This window comes from Phyllobacterium sp. 21LDTY02-6 (assembly GCF_023554255.2).
In the GTDB taxonomy this organism is placed as follows: Bacteria; Pseudomonadota; Alphaproteobacteria; order Rhizobiales; family Rhizobiaceae; genus Phyllobacterium.
In genome coordinates, this window is record NZ_JAMJWD020000001.1 from 689782 (window position 1) to 709462 (window position 19681).

General features: G+C 60.7%; 17 protein-coding genes. 10 read left to right on the forward strand and 7 right to left on the reverse strand.

What is annotated here, in order from left to right; all coding sequences use genetic code 11:
• Nucleotides 1-103 precede the first annotated feature (103 nt).
• The gene (locus M8997_RS03275; protein WP_250013604.1) at nucleotides 104-1318 is read left to right on the forward strand and encodes an MFS transporter; all 1215 of its coding nucleotides are present in this window, start codon (nucleotides 104-106) and stop codon (nucleotides 1316-1318) included.
• Here the strand turns inward: M8997_RS03275 and dgcA are convergent.
• Nucleotides 1315-2298: an N-acetyl-D-Glu racemase DgcA gene (gene dgcA, locus M8997_RS03280; RefSeq protein ID WP_250013605.1), complete on the reverse strand. Its 984-nt coding sequence runs from the start codon at nucleotides 2296-2298 to the stop codon at nucleotides 1315-1317. The genes M8997_RS03275 and dgcA overlap by 4 nt on opposite strands.
• A 58-nt stretch (nucleotides 2299-2356) precedes the next feature.
• Between dgcA and M8997_RS03285 the strand changes: the two genes are divergently transcribed.
• The 4 genes from M8997_RS03285 to M8997_RS03300 all read left to right on the forward strand — a co-directional run bounded on the left by M8997_RS03285 (nucleotide 2357) and on the right by M8997_RS03300 (nucleotide 6062).
• Nucleotides 2357-3532: an MlaE family lipid ABC transporter permease subunit gene (locus tag M8997_RS03285; protein WP_250013607.1), complete on the forward strand. Its 1176-nt coding sequence runs from the start codon at nucleotides 2357-2359 to the stop codon at nucleotides 3530-3532.
• Between the two features lie 9 nt (nucleotides 3533-3541).
• On the forward strand, nucleotides 3542-4417 hold the full coding sequence (locus M8997_RS03290) for an ABC transporter ATP-binding protein (protein ID WP_250013608.1): 876 nt from the start codon (nucleotides 3542-3544) through the stop codon (nucleotides 4415-4417).
• Between the two features lie 3 nt (nucleotides 4418-4420).
• Nucleotides 4421-5413 carry an MlaD family protein gene (locus M8997_RS03295; RefSeq protein WP_250013610.1) on the forward strand — a complete coding sequence of 331 codons (993 nt, stop codon included), beginning with the start codon at nucleotides 4421-4423 and terminating at the stop codon, nucleotides 5411-5413.
• Nucleotides 5414-5477: 64 nt separating this feature from the next.
• Nucleotides 5478-6062 (forward strand): ABC-type transport auxiliary lipoprotein family protein, encoded by a 585-nt coding sequence (locus tag M8997_RS03300; protein WP_371929480.1) that lies wholly within the window; start codon nucleotides 5478-5480, stop codon nucleotides 6060-6062.
• A gap of 146 nt (nucleotides 6063-6208) precedes the next feature.
• On the opposite strand, the gene M8997_RS03305 is transcribed toward M8997_RS03300, so the two are convergent.
• The gene (locus M8997_RS03305) at nucleotides 6209-11170 is read right to left on the reverse strand and encodes a kinesin (RefSeq protein ID WP_250013612.1); all 4962 of its coding nucleotides are present in this window, start codon (nucleotides 11168-11170) and stop codon (nucleotides 6209-6211) included.
• A gap of 303 nt (nucleotides 11171-11473) precedes the next feature.
• Between M8997_RS03305 and M8997_RS03310 the strand changes: the two genes are divergently transcribed.
• From M8997_RS03310 to M8997_RS03320, 3 genes are all read left to right on the forward strand, one after another.
• Complete coding sequence (locus tag M8997_RS03310) at nucleotides 11474-11842, forward strand: Hpt domain-containing protein (RefSeq protein ID WP_250013615.1); 369 nt, start codon at nucleotides 11474-11476, stop codon at nucleotides 11840-11842.
• Between the two features lie 102 nt (nucleotides 11843-11944).
• Nucleotides 11945-12265 carry a 2Fe-2S iron-sulfur cluster-binding protein gene (locus M8997_RS03315; RefSeq protein WP_250013618.1) on the forward strand — a complete coding sequence of 107 codons (321 nt, stop codon included), beginning with the start codon at nucleotides 11945-11947 and terminating at the stop codon, nucleotides 12263-12265.
• Between the two features lie 205 nt (nucleotides 12266-12470).
• Nucleotides 12471-13496 (forward strand): NAD(P)/FAD-dependent oxidoreductase, encoded by a 1026-nt coding sequence (locus M8997_RS03320; RefSeq protein ID WP_250013620.1) that lies wholly within the window; start codon nucleotides 12471-12473, stop codon nucleotides 13494-13496.
• Nucleotides 13497-13514: 18 nt separating this feature from the next.
• Here M8997_RS03320 and M8997_RS03325 read toward each other — a convergent pair whose 3' ends face one another.
• Nucleotides 13515-14141, reverse strand: a complete 627-nt coding sequence (locus M8997_RS03325) for a DUF922 domain-containing Zn-dependent protease (protein WP_371929481.1) — start codon at nucleotides 14139-14141, stop codon at nucleotides 13515-13517.
• A 135-nt stretch (nucleotides 14142-14276) separates the two neighbouring features.
• On the opposite strand from M8997_RS03325, the gene folP reads away from it, so the two are divergent.
• Nucleotides 14277-15125, forward strand: coding sequence for a dihydropteroate synthase (gene folP / locus M8997_RS03330; protein ID WP_250013626.1), 849 nt, complete (start codon nucleotides 14277-14279; stop codon nucleotides 15123-15125).
• Entirely contained in the window at nucleotides 15122-15628 is a 507-nt protein-coding gene (gene folK / locus M8997_RS03335) for a 2-amino-4-hydroxy-6-hydroxymethyldihydropteridine diphosphokinase (RefSeq protein WP_250013628.1), read from the forward strand. Before folP ends, folK begins: the two co-directional genes overlap by 4 nt.
• A gap of 12 nt (nucleotides 15629-15640) precedes the next feature.
• On the opposite strand, the gene M8997_RS03340 is transcribed toward folK, so the two are convergent.
• The 4 genes from M8997_RS03340 to M8997_RS03355 all read right to left on the reverse strand — a co-directional run bounded on the left by M8997_RS03340 (nucleotide 15641) and on the right by M8997_RS03355 (nucleotide 19463).
• On the reverse strand, nucleotides 15641-16177 hold the full coding sequence (locus M8997_RS03340) for a hypothetical protein (protein ID WP_250013631.1): 537 nt from the start codon (nucleotides 16175-16177) through the stop codon (nucleotides 15641-15643).
• 164 nt (nucleotides 16178-16341) lie between these two features.
• Nucleotides 16342-17412 carry a YcjF family protein gene (locus M8997_RS03345; RefSeq protein ID WP_250013633.1) on the reverse strand — a complete coding sequence of 357 codons (1071 nt, stop codon included), beginning with the start codon at nucleotides 17410-17412 and terminating at the stop codon, nucleotides 16342-16344.
• Nucleotides 17409-18866 (reverse strand): YcjX family protein, encoded by a 1458-nt coding sequence (locus M8997_RS03350; RefSeq protein ID WP_250013635.1) that lies wholly within the window; start codon nucleotides 18864-18866, stop codon nucleotides 17409-17411. Before M8997_RS03350 ends, M8997_RS03345 begins: the two co-directional genes overlap by 4 nt.
• An 81-nt stretch (nucleotides 18867-18947) precedes the next feature.
• On the reverse strand, nucleotides 18948-19463 hold the full coding sequence (locus tag M8997_RS03355) for a histidine phosphatase family protein (protein ID WP_250013638.1): 516 nt from the start codon (nucleotides 19461-19463) through the stop codon (nucleotides 18948-18950).
• Between the last annotated feature and the right edge of the window lie 218 nt (nucleotides 19464-19681).

Genomic DNA, 19681 nt, shown 5'->3' on the forward strand with positions numbered 1-19681 from the left:
CTCGCTGGATGGAGGTTTTCTAGGCAGCGGCGCGGTTTCGTGTTAGCGACGTAGGGCCGGGCTATTGATTCTACCGGCCTGTTTCACACCTGAAAGTCGATTGATGACAGCCGCATTGGCGGATCCCAGCGTAGAAAAACCGTCGCGGTTCGAGCTTCGGATCGCGCTGATGTATTTCGCGATCTTCATGTCGACCGGGCTGCATCTGCCCTATTTTCCGCTCTGGCTCGAATATAGGGCGCTCACGCCCACCGAGATTTCGATCGTGCTGTCGATGCCGCTTTTCGTGCGCGTGGTCGCGGCTCCACTCGTATCGATGCTTGCGGACAAATCCAGTGACCGCGCCCATGTCCTGTCGGCGGCGGCGGTAATGGCGGCGCTTATCGCCGCGTTTTATTTCGTCCCTTTCGGTTTCGCTGGAATCCTTGCGGTTTCACTGCTGCTGTCCCCGCCCTGGACGTCGCAGATTCCTCTAGCCGACACGATCGCCCTGTCCGGCGTGCGCCGATACGGCATCGATTTTGCGCGGATGCGGGTGTGGGGCTCGATTTCCTTCCTGCTCACCTCTTTCTTCGCGGGGATCATCATCCAGCGCATCGGCGAACACATCATCCCCTGGGCGCTGCTGGCGGCGTTGATCCTCGCCTGCGCGACAAGTTTTGCCGTGCCCCGAATCGGCAGGCCCCGCCGCATATCGCCGCTGTCGGACATAGACATAGCCAATGCAGGAAGGGCATTGCGCCGGCCCGCCTTCGTTACGTTCCTCATCGCGACCGGCATCACGCAGGCGAGCCATGCCTATGGCTACAGTTTTTCAGCCATCTACTGGAAGTCGATCGGCATCGAAGAGACGGTGATCGGCATATTCTGGTCCATATCGGTGGTCGCCGAAGTCATCATCTTCGCGACGTTCCGGCGGTTCTTCGGCAAGGTTCATCCGGCCAAGGTGCTGATGATCGGCTCTGCCGTCGCCATGTTCCGCTGGACCTTGTTCCCCCTGGTCGAGCCGCTCGGTCTCGGCCTAGGCGGGTTCCTGTTCTCGCAGTGCCTGCACTGCTTTTCCTTCGCATTGTCGTTTCTCGGAATGCAGAAGATGATCGCCCTAACCATTCCGGAGGAACGGGGCGGCACCGCCCAGGGCCTGTCGACCTTCTTCGTCGGAACTTCGCTTGCGGCGGCGACGATGGCATCCGGGCCGCTTTATTCGGCGACAGGCATAAATGGCTTCTACGTGATGGTCGCCCTCGCTGCCATCGGCCTCGTTCTGGCGCTGGCCTCGTTGAAACTCGAGAGAGGCGAGCGGGCTGCCGCCGCCTAGCCCCAGAGCACGGGCGAAGGCGGAGAAACGAGGCTGCCGGAAAATGTCAATCCCGGCTCCCGGTCCTTCTTCAGTATGAGCGGCCCGTCGAGATCCACATAATCCGCGTCCTGAGCGACGAGCATTGCCGGTGCCATGGCCAGCGATGTGCCGACCATGCAGCCCACCATGATGCCAAATCCCAGGCGCCGGGCTTCCTGCTGCATTCGCAGCGCTTCCGTCAGGCCGCCGGTCTTGTCGAGCTTGATGTTTACATAATCATAGAGTCCGGCCAGTTGGTGCAGATCGTCCGCGGCATGGACGCTTTCGTCCGCACAGATCGGCACAGGATGCGGTATCCGGCGCAGGATGGCATCTTGGCCGGCCGGCAACGGCTGTTCGACGAGTGCCACCCCGGCCTTGGCGCAAGCGAGGAGATTGGCGACGATATTATCGTCGTTCCAGCCCTCATTGGCGTCGATTATGATGCGGCTGGCAGGAGCGGCGGCTGCAACCGCGCTTATGCGATCGGCATCGTCGTCGCCGCCGACCTTGACCTTGATCAGCGGCCGATGAGCGAATTTCGCCGTCGCGGCAGCCATGGTCTCCGCGTCGCCGAACGACACGGTTACCGCCGTCGTCAGGTCCCGCAATTCACCGAGACCGAGTAATTCTGCGACACTGGTCCGGGCGCTCTTGGCTTCGAGGTCCCACAGGGCGCAATCGACCGCATTGCGCGCCGCGCCAGCGGGAAGCAGCTTCGCCAGATCGTCGCGGTCCAGTCCTTGAACCAGCCGTTCGCGGATCGATTCGATCTGCTCGCAGACGCTATCGATACTTTCGCCGTAACGCGCATAGGGAACGCATTCACCCCGACCGGTTGCAGTTTCGGTGACGAGCCTGCAGATGACGACGGCGGCCTCGGTTTTCGAGCCTCGGGATATGGTGAACGTTCCGGCGATGGGCCATCTCTCCACCCCGATTTCAAGTATTGTTGACATTATTGAGTGCCTTAATTGTTCAAGTGACACGCACCGAAAGACTCGATATGTGTGAGGAATGTTGACCGATAGAGCAAGCAAATCAAGTGCTTCTACCGCAGCGCCGCCTCAGGTTGAGTTCAGTGAGGACGGCGGTCAGGCCCTGATCGCTCTATCGGGTGCCTGGACGACGCGGAACGTCAGGCGTGTGGACGATACCATGCGGCAAATCGGCGAGAATCGCAGCTTTTCCAGCGCAACCATCGATCTTTCCGGCGTTGAACTGCTTGATACGGCCGGTACCTGGCTGGTGGAGCGGCTGCGGACCACGCTTGAGAAGGCAGGCAAGCAAGTCGCCCTGAAGGGCCAGGCACCGGGTTGGGCGGCATTGTTCGAAGCCGTAGGCGAGGCAGCCTCTGCTCCGGACGAGGCTGTGACCGTCGATCGGCCGTCGATGCTGACCCGCATGTTTGCCGGCATCGGGCGCGGGGTCTATGCTTTCGGCGACGACTTCCTGAAGGCAATGCACATTCTTGGCGCCACCGTGCGTGGCGCGCAGATGAAGGGCAGCGGGCGCACGGGCATACGGCCGGCCGCAATCGTCCATCAGATCGACAGCATGGGGATCGGCGCCATCCCGGTCGTCGTACTCATGTCGACGATCATCGGCGCCATCATCGCGCAGCAGGGTGCGTTCCAGCTCCGCTATTTCGGCGCCGAGATTTTTGTCGTCGATCTCGTCGGCATCCTCGTCCTGCGTGAAATCGGCGTGTTGTTGACGGCAATCATGATCGCCGGCCGCTCGGGAAGCGCCATCACGGCCGAAATCGGCTCCATGAAGATGCGGGAAGAAACCGATGCGCTGACGGTCATCGGCCTCAATCCCGTCGGCGTGCTGGTGTTCCCCCGTCTGGTGGCGCTGGTGATCTCGCTGCCACTATTGACCATAATTGCGGACTTTGCCGCATTGGTCGGCGCGATCATCATCACCTGGGCCTATTCCGGCATTTCCCCCGATGCCTTCATTCAGCGGCTCCGCGATGCGGTGGATCTCTCGAGCTATCTCGCGGGGCTGATCAAGGCGCCGTTCATGGCAATGATCATAGGCGTAATGGCCTCGGTCGAGGGCATGAAGGTAGGCGGCAGCGCCGAATCCCTCGGACAGCGCGTGACGGCCTCCGTGGTGAAATCGATCTTCGTGGTAATCGTGGTCGATGGCTTTTTCGCCATCTTCTACGCGTCTATCAATTTCTGAGCGAGCGGTATGAACCCGAAACAGCAGAACCCGGATGGAGACACGACGACCAGGGAGGTAATCCTCTCGGTCAAGGATGTCAGCGTCTCGTTCGGCCGGGCGCAAATCCTTGATCACCTCGATCTCGACGTCTATCGCGGTGAAATCCTCGGCTTTGTCGGCGCTTCCGGCACGGGAAAATCGGTGCTGATGCGGACGATCCTCGGGTTGAACCAGAAGCAGAACGGCAGCATCAGCATATTCGGCCACGACATAGATCATGCCAGCGAGCAGGAAAAACTCGCCGTGGACATGCGCATGGGTGTGCTTTTCCAGCACGGCGCCCTGTTTTCATCCCTCACCGTACTCGAGAACATTCAGGTACCGATGCGGGAATATCTGGACATCCCGCCGCGCTTGATGGACGAACTTGCCCGGCTGAAGATCGACCTGGTGGGATTGAAGCCGGATACGGCCGACAAATTCCCGTCGGAACTTTCAGGCGGCATGATCAAGCGCGCGGCGCTGGCCCGGGCTTTGTCGCTGGATCCGGAAATCGTCTTCCTCGACGAGCCGACCTCGGGGCTCGATCCGATCGGTGCCGCGGAATTCGACGAACTTATCGCGAATTTGCGCGATACGATGGGCCTGACGGTCTACATGGTCACGCATGATCTGGACAGTCTGTTCGCGGTATGCGACCGAATCGCGGTATTGGGCAAGAAAAGGGTGCTCGTGGAAGGAACGATCGACGATATGCTGGCGTTTGACGATCCTTGGGTTAAGGAATATTTCCAGGGAAAGCGAGCCCGCCAGATCGTGCCGGCGGGCGAGAATTTGCGTCGGTCCGAACGCGCGGCCACAACAGAAACGGCACCAGCGGGGCTGCACGGGCAGGCGAAATAATCGATGGAAACCAAGGCAAACTACGTTCTGGTCGGAATTTTCACGCTGGTCGTCTGTCTGTTCGCGTTCGGATTCGTCTATTGGATCGCCCGTTATGGCGACAAGACGGAGACCGCAACGCTGGAAATCCGGATTCTTGGCTCCGTCACGGGTCTCGCCGATGGCAGCCAGGTGCTCTTCAACGGCATCAAGGTTGGCACCATCCGCCGCTTGTCGATCGACGACAAGAACCCGGATGCCGTCATCGCTCAGGCGGAAGTGAACGCATCGACGCCGATAACCCGCTCTACCCAGGCCACATTGGGCTTTGCCGGCCTCACGGGGCAGGCCTTCATCGAATTGAAGGGCGGCAAGCTCTACGAGCCGAAGCTTCTGGAAGAGGCGGCGAAGGAAGATGTCGTCGCGCGCATCGATGCCGATCCTTCAGTCGTCAACAATTTGCTGCAGAAGGCGCAAACCATCCTGGAGCGTGTCGAGACGGCGGTTGGTTCGATCGAGAGTTTCATCACCGAGGTAAAGGGACCGCTGGTCGATACTGTCAACAATACGAAGAAATTCACCGATGCCCTCGCCAAGAATTCGGACGTCATCGACAAGTTCAGCCGCAGCGCGGAGGATGTGCAGGTCCTCGTGCGCGAAGCCCGGGAGATGATGACGCGGCTCAATGCGGCTTCGACCCGCGTCGATGGTGTATTGGCCAAGCTCGATCTGCAGCTTTCCGATCAGGATGGCAGCATCGTTCGGGAAGCGCGCGCCACGTTGCAATCCTATCGCAGCGTTGCCGACAATCTGAATACGCGGCTTGGGCCGATTGCCGACAATCTCAACCGGTTTTCGGGGCAGGGCCTGCGCGACGTGCAGTCATTGGTCAATGAAAGCCGGCAATCCGTGCAGCGGATCGAACGCGCCATCAGCGATCTCGAAAAGAATCCGCAGAGGGTGATTTTCGGGGGCGGCGGCAATGTGCCGGAATATGATGGCCGCACGCGGCGTTGACTTTCGCTCGTGCCCATATCATTAACGTGAATTAAGAATTGCTGTGCAGGGATGGGTTGAATCGGTGAGTTCGCAAAAAATCATTGCAGCTTTGATTGTTGCCCTTTCCGTTACTGCATGCGCCAGCGCGAAAAAGCTCGATACGTTCGATCTCTCGGCCGCAACGCCGGAGATAACAGCCTCGAGGAAGCAGGGTCGGCAGATACTGATCGCTGCCCCATCGGCGCTCAAGGCGCTGGATGGCGAGAATATCGTCGTAAGGTCCGGCCCCAATTCGATATCGTTCCTCAAGGGCGCGCAGTGGGCGGATCGGCTGCCGAATATCGTACAGTCGCGCCTGGCCCAGGCCTTTGAAGGGACAGGCCGCCTCGGCGGAGTAGGGCGTCCGGGTGACGGCCTCGCGATCGATTACCAGATCATCACCAATATCCGTACATTCAACATCGATGCGTCAGCTGGCGAAACCGCTGTCGTCGAGATTGCCGTCAAGGTGCTCAACGACAAGAACGGCACGGTGCGCGCAACCCGCGTCTTCCGTTCGGCAGCGCCGGTCGCGGGGGGCGGCAACGCATCCTACGTCGCGGCGCTTGACCGGGCCTTCGACGATGTGAGCGGCGAGATCGTCCGCTGGACGCTGTCCGTCATTTAGTCAAAAGTAGATCGGTTGGGATAGAGCCGCAGATGCCTTGCCGAGGCGCCGGGCTCCCCTGAATTCATCCTCCCCTGAATTCATCGCTAAACAAAAAACGCGGCCGAAGCCGCGTTTTTTACGTTTGTGGCTCGTCGAGCCGGCGCTTAGCGCAACCGTCCGCTGGCATGGGCAAGCATCGTATAGACCTTGCCCGTGTCCGATGTGAGGTAATTCTGCGTCGTGGTATTGTCACGATCATTGCGCGTCACATCTTCCAGCAGGCGCTCGAAATCATCCATATAGCGGTCCACAGCGCGCTTGAATTCGCTGTCGGACTGATATTTGCGCTTGATCTCGTCGAAGGTCTGCTGGCCCTTCAGCGTATAGAGGCGACGCGTGAAGACGTTGCGCTCGCCCGCCCGATAACGCTGCCAAAGTTCAACAGACGCATCATGATCAATGGCACGCGTGATGTCGACCGACAGTGAGTTGAGGGATTCGACCACCTGGCCCGGCGTGCGGCCGGCGGGCGCCTTGGCAGCCGCGTCGCTCTCTTCGGTCGATGCGCGCCGCAGAAGATCCGACACCCAGCCATTGCCGCCGGCACGTGGCTGCTCGGCATTGCCGCGCGTGTCGATCGTTCCGCGCATGGCGGGTGCCGCCGGTGCGGGAGCGGCAGGGGCGGGACGCGGTGCGGCGACCTGCGGCTGCGGAGCCGCAGCGACCGCCGCTCTTGCCGGTGCAGCGCGCTGGGCGCGGGCTTCACCGACATCGGTAAGGCGGCCGGACTTCTGCACGATTTCCGAAAGTTCCTTCAACGCATTGATCTGTTCCGCCACGGCCTTGCGCATCTGCGCAGTGGACTGCTTGGCTTCTTCTGGCATGTCCATGACGCCGCGCTGCAGTTCGGCGCGTGTCTGCTCGAGTTCCGTGCGGATCGCCGCCGAGGAACGACGGATTTCATCCGTCGCATTGGCGAACTTCTGCGAAGCCTGTTCGACGACTTCCGAAATCGAGTTGCGAATCTGCTCCGTCGTCTGCGACGCGCGTCCTTCAGCCCGATCGAAGGCAGAAGCCACCAGCGTTTCGAAGGAGCGCATATTCTTCTCGATCATCTCCGACTTGGCGACGAGACCTGCTGCCAGCGACTGAAGCGCTTCCTGCCTGTCATCGAAAGTGGATGCGAGGTTGGACTGGGAAGCATTGATCAGTTCGGCCGCGTTGCTCAGCATCGCACCATGCTCGTCGAAGCGCTTGGCGATGGAGGCAATATCCGTGAGCGTGCTGTTCGACAGATGCGAAAGCTTGCCCATATTGCCGTCGATCAGGCGCGTCGAGTTCTCGAACGATTCCGCGGCCTTGGTCGCGTTCTCGGCGAAGGCCGTCGTCGTATCCAGCAGGCGGCCGTCAATATCGCCGAGGTTCTTCGTGGCCATGTCGATAAGTTCGCCCAGCTTGGCATTCGACGACGACAGGCGATCGATGAGATTGCTTACATCGTCCGTCAGGCCTGCCTTGGCTGCCTGAACGGCGGTGATGGTTTCCGCGGTGCGGCTGGCGATCGCGTTGATGAGCGCTGCATTCTCTACCCGCAGCCGCTCCGTTGCCGAGGTGGTGGCCTCGACCAGCTGCGATGCGAGCGTGCGTCCATTGTCCGCAAGGCTTTCGACCAGCGGCTGGGCGGTATTGTCGAGAATGCTGAGGATTTCCTGCGAACGGGCGGAAAGAACCTCGTTCAGCTGGCGTGTGCTCTCGGCGAGCTTGGACGCCGTGCTGTCCGTTGCCGCCGTGAACCGCGCCTCGAGTGCCTCGAGGTTGGCGGCAGCTTCGGTCGCACGCTGGCCGAGACGCTTCTCGGTTTCGCTCAGGCTTTCCACCATGCGCTGGCTGAAAGCTTCGCCATGGCCGTCGAGCGCCTCTCCGGCCTTCTGCGCTTCGGTGGAGAGCGACGAGGCGGCCTCCGAAATCTTGTCGCGCAGGCTGCGTGCAACGACAGACGCGCTCTGTTCGAGTGATTTGCGGACGTTTTCCACGCCGATCGCCAGTGCGTTCTGCATCGTATTGGTCCGCTCGTCGATCGTTCCGCCGTGGCTTTCGAATGCCTTGGCCAGGATTTCGGAGCTGTTCTGCAGGACCGTCTGTAGCTCTGCAGTACGGCTGTTGATGGCCTCCGACTTCGCGTCGAGGACCGTTCCGAGTTCGGCATTGCCCTTTTCGAGCGCCGCACGAATGCCGGCAATGCGCTGCTCCAACTGGTTCGCATGATCGTTGAGCGTGTCGCCGACGCGGGAGTCGCTTTCCGACAGCGCCGCGCGGATGGCCGCTGCGCGTTCATCCAGAGCGTTGAGGTGCAGCGACAGCGTATCGCCGATCTGGCCGTTGCTGCTATCGAGCAGGGAACGGATGCCGGTAGCGCGGTCCTCGATATCGCTGGCATGCTTCGCCAACGTCTCGCCGATGCGCACATGTGTGTGCTCCAGCGCCGCCTGGATACCCGAAGCACGCTCGTCGAGCACGGAGGCGTGGGCGGCAAGCGTCTGGCTGATACGCTCGTCACTGTTGACAAGGGCCTGCTCGATGCCTGCGGTGCGTTCGTCGATAGAGCTTGCGTGGGACGACAGGATCTCGCTGATGCGGGAATCGCTGTTGATCAGCGCAGCACCGATTCCGGCCGTACGTTCCTCGATCGTGCTGGCATGGGAGGCGAGCACATCGCCAATCTTGGCGTCGCTGTTGCTGAGCGCCAGTTCGATGCGATTGGTGCGCTCGTCCACGGATTCGAGGAAGCTGCCGAGCGTGCCGTCGATCTGGGTGCCGCTGTTGAGCAGGGTTGCCTGGATCTCCGCATTGCGTGCATCGATCGTCTGGGTATGGGCGGCGAGGGTTTCGCCAAGCTGGGCATTGCTATTGCTGAGAGCGAGCTGAATCTCCTGATTGCGCTCGTCAAGGCCTTGATTGTGCTTGTCCAGGGTCTGCGCGATCTTGGCATGAGTCTCGACGAAGGCCGAGCGCATGCCCGAGGTCCGGTCGTCCATGATCTTGGCATGCGCTTCCAGCGTCTGCCCGATCTTGGCGTCGGTTGCCTGGAGCGCCGTCTCTATGTTGGCGCTGCGCAGATCGATATTGCGTGCATGCTCGTCGAGCGTGGCGCGGATTCTGCTATCCGTATCGGCGAATGCGGCATGCATGCCGGACGTCCGCTCCTCGACAGCCTTGGTATGCTGCTCCAGTGCCGCGCCGATGCGGGCATCATTGTCTTCAAGGGAAGCGCGCAGGCCCGCAGCCTTTGTCTCGAGAGCATTGCCATGACCCTCGATGATCTGGCCGATAGCAGACGTGCTGCTCTCGAGGATGGTCTTCAGGTTGGACGTATGGTCGCCGATCTGACCGGCCTGGTCCCTGATGATCGATGCGGCGCGTTCGGTCTCGCCGGCGAGCGTCGCCGCCAATGCTTCGCGGTTTTCGGCCAGCTTTTCGGCAAATGCTGCCGTATTGGTCGAAAGCAGGCTGCCGACCGACTCCGAAAGGCTGGAAAGGTCGTTGCCGATCTTCGCCTTTGTCTCATCGACAATACCGTCGATCGACGCACGTCCGTCGGTGAAGGTGCGGGCGATATCGCGGGTACGCTCTATCAATTGCTCGTTGATCTGGCGCGCACGCGCTTCCAGTGCCGAATTGAGGCGTTCCGTGCTGGTATCGAGCGCCTGCGCACGCGTCTCGAACTCGGCGAGAAGCGAACGGCCGCGTTCGTTGATCGTCGTATCGAGGCCGGCAAGGCGGCTGTCGAACTCACCGACCAGCGTCTGTGTTGCGTTGCCGAGGAGCGACAACATGCTGTTGGTACGCCCGTCGAGCGTATCCGCCAGCTTCATCGTCACGGAATCGGTCTGTTCCGACAGGGCGGCGATGCGCATTTCCAGAAGATTTGCAAAGGCTTCGCCGGAAGTGCTGATCTTGTTTGATATATCGTCGGAACGCGATACGATCGATTCCGCGATGGCCTGGCCACCCTGCGTCAGCCGGTCGATGAGCGATTCGCCCGACTGGTTGATCGACATGCTGAGATTGGTCGAGGCATGGGCAAGATGATCGCGCAGCGATTCGCCCGCCTGGGAGAGTTCGTCCTTCAATTGTTCATGGGCGCTGGAAATCGACGCCCGGACGCGCTCGGCATGGCCGATGACCGACTCGCGCTCGCCGCCCAGGCGATCGACCAGTGTGCGGATGCGATATTCATTGTCGGTGTAGACGCGCTCCAGCTGGTTGACTTCGGTCTGAACGAGGGTTTCGAGTTCCACGGCGCGAGCAAGCGTGCGTTCGACGCCTTCGCTCATGGCCGCCACCTCGCGACGCACGGCCTGGCCGAGCGAGGCCACGCGATCGGAGGAAAGCATTTCCGGCTCGGAAAGGCGCATCGCCGCTTCGGCCATCGACCGCGCAGCGTACTGCATTTCCTGTGCCCGCCTGATCATCATGGAGAAGGCGAAGAACAGCATGATCGGAACGACAATCGCCACCGCAATGCCGATTGCATGCGGGCGCGCCGCGAAGTCCGACAGCGAACCGATGGACCACAGCGAGGAGCCGTAAAGTGCATGGCCGAGCGCCAATACGCCAGCTGCCCAGACAGCGCTGACCACGGCAGTGATGAGGCCATAGGAGCGCGGCTGCGGCAGGGACGATGCGGAGCGCGAGGCTTTCGATGCCTGTAGGAGATCGTCGTTGGCCGCTCTGAAGGATGGCTGCGCCGGTACTGCCGGGGCCTTCGGAGGGGCAGGAGGAGCAGCCGGAATGGGATTTGCGGCCTTGATCTGCGGCTTTGGCGCAGGAAGGGGAATCGCGGCGATTTCAGCCGTGGCCGGCTTGGGCTGAGGCTCGGACAGTTTTACAGGCTCGGCCTCTGGCTCGCTGTTCGTGTCGAATTTCTCGGCCGCCAGTTCCTGGGCAGCCTGGGAAATCTGCTCTTCGAGATCGTTCAGGGAAAGGATGTCATCATCATCGATTGGCGACAGGTCCATATCCATCCCGAGCGTCGACTCGTCGAAGTCGATTTCCAGGGCCTTTTCAAGGGCTTCTCCGAGTTCGTCTTCGGCTTTGAACGCCTTGTTTTTTGGGGCTGTGGCCATGTTTACCTCACAATATTGGACGGCGGCCACATGCGAAGCCTGCCGCGCCATACTCTTTACGCCGCTATCCTAATGTACTGGCACATGGATTGGAAAGAAACAATGGAATCCCGAAATGCTTAAAAGTTTAAACACAAGGTTAATTTTTGAAGCTCGCGACAAATTTCATTTGCCGGAAAAAATTTACCAGGTGTTCACCATAGCACGCCATTTCGGGGGCTTTTCTGCCTCGTTTTAACCTAGAAGCAGGTGCAATGGGGGACTGTGTTCGTTCAGTTGTAAAAGCGTTCAGGAGAATATTCAATGGCACTACAAGCATCAATGGCCTTCGCTTCGCCGGGTGGCGAGCGATCGCAACCGGCGCGTAACCGACCGATTGATCTTGTTCATCTAACGCGCGAAACATTCGGCAACAGAGCCCTCGAAACCGAGATACTGAACCTGTTTTCCCGTCAGACATGCGGCATCGTGGATCGCCTGCTCCAGGCGAATGCACAGGAGCGCGTGCGGCTTGCCCGTTCGCTCAAGGGGTCGGCGGAGGCCATCGGCGCGTTTGGAGTGGCCGAGCTGGCGGAGGCTGTGGAAAACGCGCCTGCCGATGCGAAGAATGTCAAGGCGCTGCGGCCGGCGATCGATGCGGCCCGGGATTATATAGCAGCCATTACCCGCTAAAAGCTGCCCGGGCATCGCGGGCCCTGCGTCAGGGAGTACAGTTGACTTGGCCGTTCAAAGCCCTATGTCAGCGGTAAATTTCTCGACCAGGACACTTTAATAATGGCGAAGATTACATTTGTCGCATTCGACGGCACACGCATCGAGGCGGAAGCAGAAAATGGCTCGACCGTCATGGAAAACGCCATCCGCCACGCGGTGCCGGGCATAGACGCCGAATGCGGGGGCGCCTGTGCCTGTGCGACCTGTCATGTCTATGTCGACGAGGAGTGGACGAGCACCACGGGCGATCCCGAGGCGATGGAAGAGGATATGCTCGACTTTGCCTATGATGTGCGCCCCAATTCCCGCCTGTCATGCCAGATACGCGTATCGGACGAGCTCGACGGCCTGGTGGTCCACGTTCCCGAGCGGCAGTCCTGACACTGGCGACGCCGTCTTTCCCTTGAAAATTCCTCACCGGCTGTTGAGATAATTCCTCGGCAGCCGGTTTTGACGCCAGACAACCGGTTCTCCGGCTTGACCTGACCAGACACAATCGCTACGCGAACGGCAGCCCGCGTGCTTGCACGCCAGCCATCCCCCACATTCTGCGCCAGCAGATCATTCCCGGCACGAGGACGTTGTGATGAGCGAGATGATAAAAACCGATGTTGTGATCATTGGAGCAGGGCCTGTCGGCTTGTTCGCCGTGTTCGAGCTTGGTCTTTACGATCTGAAATGCCACCTCATCGACATTCTCGATCGTCCCGGCGGGCAGTGTGCCGAGCTCTATCCGGAGAAGCCCATTTATGACATCCCGGCCTGGCCGGTGATCAGCGGCCACGAACTGACCGAGAAGCTTCTGGAGCAGATCAAGCCGTTTTCGCCCGAGTTCCATTTCAACCGCATGGTCACAAAGCTCGAACGCCAGGAAGACGGGACGTTCCATGTCGAGACCGACGAGGGCGAAGTCTTCGAAGCGAAGGTCGTGGTGATTGCTGCCGGGGGTGGCTCCTTCCAGCCAAAGCGGCCGCCTGTGCCGGGCATCGAGGAATATGAGGGCAAGAGCGTCTTTTATTCCGTCCGCCGCATGGAAGAGTTCCGCGACCAGGACATATTGATCGTCGGTGGTGGCGATTCAGCGCTCGATTGGGCGCTGAACCTCCAGCCGATCGCACGCAGCCTGACCGTCGTGCACCGGCGCGCGGAATTCCGTGCTGCGCCGGACAGCGTGAAGAAGATGTTCGAACTCGTCGAGAGTGGCAGCGTTCGCTTTGAATTGGGGCAGGTCGCCGGCCTGAAGGGCGCCGATGGCCAGCTCTCCCATGCGGTGATCAAGGGTTCGGAGGGGGAGGTCGAAATCCCCACGACCCGCCTGCTTCCTTTCTTCGGCCTGACGATGAAGCTTGGCCCGATCGCAGATTGGGGCCTCAATCTTCACGAGAATCTCATTCCGGTGAATGTCGAAACATTCGAAACGTCGGAACCCGGAATATTCGCCATCGGCGACATAAACTGGTATCCGGGCAAGCTGAAGCTCATCCTTTCCGGCTTCCATGAAGCTGCCCTCATGACCCAGGCAGCCAAACGCATCGTCAATCCGGGCGAGCGGGTGGTGTTCCAGTACACGACGTCATCAACGAGCCTGCAGAAGAAGCTCGGCGTCAGTTGACGCCGATGCGGTCGGGAATCAATGGCTGCCGAACTCGCGAATGATGCGATAGGCCAGCAGACGCTCGAAACGGGCATCGAAATTGATGCTTTCGACCCTGTCGAAACGGACCTGCGCGGCGTCGTGCTCCTTGAGCAGCCGCGCGGTGATCTTGTCGACGTCGGCCTTCATCTTCACGCAATCGCTGCGCCAGTGCAGGGCCTTGATCCGCCGTTCCATATCGCCCGCCGCCGTATGGGCGATGGCGATATGGCTCTCCTCATGCCGTTTGATGTCGGCTGAAAGCGTATCCCAGATCAGCGCCAGATCCGTCCTTGCGGTGCGCCTTTGCTTCCAGCGGGGCAGGTAGACATTGGCATGGACGATGATATCGGCATCGACAACCCGGCAATTTTTGGCGGTCGACGCGAATTTCACCTTGCTGTCGAAGCGCATCCGCGTCATCCCGGGATGTCTGGCGCCGGTCTTGCGCAAGATCGGGCCGCGTCGCCCGAGTTCGCGGTCAAGATCGCTGGCGGTCGTCCCGTTGATCGGGAAATACTGGTATTTTCGCAGCACGGTTGCCGCATTGGCCGCGGTCAGCGTCATTGCCGAGCCAATGAGGGCAGCACAGACGGATGCAAATATTCTGGCCCGGATACGCATTGAAAACTTCCCTTGATCATGGCCAGTCTGCCTCATCGACAGCTTAGCGTCAAAAACCTTGCCGATGAATTGACGTAGACGCGGTTCTGTTGAAAAACGGCTTAGGCAATCAACGATGTATTGGAGGCGCGGCTGATGGAACGGGAATGGCAATTGGCGCATGGTCGCTCTCTGACGCTCGGCAAACGGGCCCTGCTCATGGGCATATTGAACGTCACGCCCGATTCCTTCTCCGATGGCGGCTTGCATCTATCCATTCCGGCAGCGCTGGCTGGCGCGCGCAAGATGATCGGCGAGGGCGCTTCGATCATCGATGTCGGCGGAGAATCGACGCGGCCCGGCGCAACAAGGGTGGAACCGGCGGTCGAGCAGTCACGGGTGCTCCCGGTCATCGAGGCGCTTAGCAAGGAAACCGATATCATCATTTCCGTCGATACCTACCGGGAGGAAACCGCGCGGCTGGCCGTGGAGGCGGGCGCCCATATCGTCAATGACGTCTGGGGCGTCCAGCGCGAACCTGCCATTGCCGATCTTGCCGCCCGGACGGGGGCGGGCCTGGTGATCATGCACACGGGACGCGAGCGGGAGCGGGACCCTGACGTGATCGCCGACCAGTTCTTCTTTCTGAATCGCTCGCTCGAGATCGCCAGACTTGCCGGTGTCGCAGAGAACCAGATCGTTCTTGATCCTGGTTTCGGCTTTGCCAAGGATACGGCCGAGAACATCGCGCTGATGGATCGTTTCTCGGAATTGTCGGCCTTCGGCTTTCCGTTCCTGGCGGGCACGTCGCGCAAGCGGTTCCTTGGCGGCGTTTCGGGCGGGGAGGCCGATGAGCGCGACGTCGCCACGGCGGCATCCTCCGCAATTCTGCGTCTGGCCGGCGCCGAGATATTCCGCGTCCACGACGTTGCCATGAGCAGGAAAGCACTGGCGCTGGCCGATGCCATCCTCGAAGCCCGGAATCAAAGGGGTGGGAGGGCATGAACCGCGCGTGGCTGGGCCTCGGCGGCAATCTCGGCGATCCGATCAAGGCCATGAGCAAGGTCCTGCGCAGCCTCGATGGACGCGACGATACGACGGTGAGGGCGGTGTCGCCGGTTTATATGACGCCGCCATGGGGCAAGACGGACCAGCCGGCTTTCAAGAATGCCTGCGCCGAAATTGCGACGACACTCTCTCCGCAGCAATTGTTGCGTGTGGGCCTCGATATCGAACTCGAATTGAAACGGGAGCGGCTCGAACGCTGGGGGCCACGTGTCATCGACGTGGATATATTGGTCTATGAAGGAATCGGCGTTCTCGAAGAGCCGGAACTGACGCTGCCGCATCCGAGGATGACGGAACGCGCATTCGTGCTGGTTCCTCTTGCCGACATAGCGCCGGATCTGGTCGTCGGGGGTCTTTCCATCGCCGAATGGGCATCCCGTTCGGATGCTTCCGGCATAGAGAGGATCACGCCGGGCGACGAATGGTGGCAGTCAGGCTGATCCTGGTCGGGATCAGTTCTTGGCGATGCTGCCGACAGCGGTCTCATCGACGCGCTTCAGCGACATGCCGACGACCGGAATCATCTGGTCCTCGAGACGTACGGATATCGTGACGTTGAGGCTGTTGTCGCCGGTCATTTTCGCCTGCATCGCACCGCTCAGCTGCTTGCGGCTGATGGCGAGCACGACGCGATTTCCCGAAACATTGCCGCCGGTGATGTCGAGACCCTTGCCGGCGGAGCCATCAAGGAAGCTGCCCTTGTAGCTGTTTCCGGTGCGCACGACCGTTGCTTTCATCGGCTGATTGAAGATGCCGACGCGGCAGTTTCCATCGAGGGTCATGCCTGTTGCTGCTGTTGGTGTCGAACCGTCCAGCGTGCAGGTGAATTTCGTGCCCTTGTACTTGCCGGCGACAATTTCGCCGGGCCCCACCCATTGGCCTTCGATGGTCTGGAAGAATTCCGCGTCCTTGTCCTTGGCATGGGCCGTCATTGCCATAAGCGAGCAGGCAAACAGGGAGAGGGCGGCGGCTGCAACGCTTGTTTTCATTGAACGGACTCAACACAAATCATTGGAATGGATCGTTGGGCCAATCATCGTCCGGAATGGTTAATGGTTGGTTGCCACGGTTACGGCAAAGCGTGTTTATTCAAGCGGCGGCACCTTTTGTCAATGGCAGAACCAGGCCGGAGGCGGCGATTGGCAGCCAGCTATCAGGGTTTCTTGACGCCGCCGATGCGGGCGAGATCGCCGATGAAATCGCCGATCGTGGGGCGCTTCTCCGATTGGAAGGGGAAGGGCCTGACCAGATCCATGGCCGATATACCGATGCGGGCCGTCATCAAGCCATTGATGACGCCTTCGCCAAGACGGGCGGAGAGGCGGGCGGCGATGCCATGGCCGACGAGCTGTTGAACGATACTGTCTCCCATCGCGACCGTGCCGGTCACGGCGAGATGGGCGATTACATTGCGCGCCAGCCGCAGGAAGCCAAGCGTACCCGGCCTTCCGCCGTAGAGTTCCGACAGGCGACGGATCAGCCTTGCCGATTCGAAGACGACATAGCCCACATCGACCAATGCACGCGGACTGACGGCCGTCACGATCGATACCCGCTTGGCGGCCGCCAGGATCAGTTCCCGCGCCTGGCGATCGAGCGGACGCAACAGCTCGGCCTCGCTCAACCTTATGAGGTCGCGCCCGTCGATCACGTCATCGCGCAACTCATGCAGCATGGCGCGGCCCTTGGCGGTGGCGGGCAGCGTCTCGGCGATGCCGACGAGTTTGGCCACGGCGGCCTTGGCCTGGCGCACGTCATTGTCGCTGGCCGCCCGCGCGGCTTCGACGCGCAATTCCTGCACCGTCGCCAGCCGCAGCAGCGCCAGCGCCTCCCGGGCAAGGAAGGCAAAGAGCGCGAGAGCGCCAACGACCGTTGCCGCCAGTGCGACCCAGCCGAGCCATGGCGCGCGTTCGAACAGCGTCCGGATCAGATTGTCGGCCCACAAGCCCACACCAAACGACACCAATATGCCGAGCGCGCCGGTGAAGACCGCCGCAAAGGAGAGACGCCTGCGCCTCGGAAGCGCCGGCGGCGGCGTCAAGGCATCGAGTTCGTTCGCGGCGGCGGGGTCGAGATCGAAGATGTCGACCGCAGATGGCGTTACGACAGCGAGATCCTTTATCGCAGTCGGTCGGCGCGGCGCGGAAGGCTCGCTGGTGGCTGGGGCCTCCTCATTCGGGGAACTGTCGACGCGGAACGATGCCGGCTTGCGCTTGTCGGTCATGCGAGGCGATCTCCGATGAGGAACTCGATTGCCCGGTCCAGCCTGATATGCGGCAGGGAGAGCGTATAGCCTTCCGCGGTCCGCTCGAGTTTCGGCGGGCGAAAACGCACGAACCTGACCATGGCATCTTCGGCGACAGGGCCTTCGAAAAGCGAATCAGGATCCTTGGGTAAGTCTCCGGGAAATATAGCGGTTTCCGTCTTTCCGTCGAACTCTTCATCGCCGATCGTCTCGCCCTCGATGGGCGTACCGACGATGACCGGAAGAACGTCCTTTCCTTGCGTGACGGTTGCTTCCCTGGTCGTCCGGACAGCTGCCATGGCAAGGACATCCACCTGCGCGCCCGAGAAATCGGCGCGGGAGATTGCCCGGTCGACCAGACGGCGCACGATCGCCTGCAGCCGGTCGTGGCTTTCATGATGCAGTTGATCGGCCTTCGTCGCCGCCACCAATATCCGGCTGATGCGGCGTTGGACCAGACCAGTCAGGAAGTTGGTCACGCCGGGACGGAAACACGACAATATCTCCGTCAGCGCCCGCTCCAGATCGGCGACGGCGGCGGGACCCGCATTGATTGCCTGCATCGTATCGACAAGGACGATCTGTCGGTCGAGACGCGCAATATGTTCGCGAAAGAATGGCTTGACGACGTGGGTCTTGTAGGCCTCGTAACGCCGTTCCATCATCGCGGCCAGCGATCCCGGCTTGGTGCGGCCATCGCCAAGGGACGGCAAGGGCGCAAAGGTCAGGGCAGGCGAACCATCCAGGTCGCCGGGCATGAGAAAGCGGCCGGGTGGCAGGGTCGACAGCGCGCGTTCGTCCGCCTTGCCGGCGCGAAGATAATCGGTAAAGGCCTTGGCCAGCCCTTGCGCCGTCATCTCGTTGGCGTCGCCAGCCGGATCAACGGCGCCCGCGGCGGCAAGCCATGCCGCGGCAAGGTCCTTGCGGCTCTCCAATTGCGCCAGTTCGAACGAATCCCGCGAGAACTCGGCATAGGACTTGTTCAAAAGCGGCAGATCCAGCAGCCATTCGCCAGGATAATCGACGATATCGACCGAGAGCTTGCCGCCGGAAAACATGCGGTTCCACATCGAGGCGGACTCATATTCGATCGTCAGCCGCAATTCGGAGATGGCGCGGGTCGAATCCGGCCAGATTCGCTCGTCGAGCAGTGCGTTCAGATGGTCTTCATATTGAAACCGCGGAACCGCATCATCGGGTTGCTGCTCGAGATAGGCTCGGGCGATACGTCCGGACTTCTGCGCCTGGAACAGCGGCAGCCGGCCGCCATGGAGCAGATTATGGACAAGTGCGGTGATGAACACGGTCTTGCCGGCGCGCGAAAGCCCGGTAACGCCGAGCCGCAGGGAAGGAGAAACCAGTGAAGCCGTACGGTCCGACAAAGTGTCCAGAGCAATCTTTGCTTCGTCGGTCAGTGTGGTCAGCGTTCCCAAATTTATATCCTGTGGCGGCGTTTGAGAGGTTGATGCCTCGCCCATATGGGGCACCGGCCCGCTAAAGACAAGAATTCACGCTCATAAGTGCTCGGATGGCGACAGGAACTCCCGCAATATGCCGTGGCCGGGACGGACATCCTGCAAGGGCGCGTCGAACTCGATCACGGCAAGCCCGGCGGTGGGAAATCCCGGCACGAAACTTGGATGGGTAGGCGGATCGCCGCGCCCGGCCAGCGCGGTCGCCATTTCCTCCATCATGGGATTGTGTCCCACAAGCATTACCGATTGGGCCTGGTCGAATTCGAGGCCGGTCATGCGGACGGCGAGGAGATAGGCGTCCGGGCCGCCCGAATAGAGTTTTTCCGCCTCCTGATGCGCCAGGCGCGGCGTGATATCGACATGTTCGAGCGTCTGGCGGGCGCGGATTGCCGGCGAACACAGGATGACGTCGGGAATGAGCTCCATTCGCCGCATCGTCTCGCCCAGCATTCGCGCTGCGTCGATGCCGTCCTTGTCGAGCGTTCGATCGAAATCCTTTTGGCCGGTGGTCGGCCAGACAGCTTTTGCATGCCGCAACAGGAAGACTCTACTCATTGGCACCCCCCTCCGGATGAGCGTTGCACGCTTTTCACGCAGAGGCAATTGCCTGCTTTGCGCGCCGGGAAACAGCCCGGCCGATCAAAAAAATGTGCACAACCATACTGCGAAATTAATATGCTCCGTGCATCCATTGCGAGCATCGCCTGGTCTGCTGCGCATGCCCACGCCACTAAAAATGATCAATTTGGTCCGATTTCGGCCGCTGCAACGAT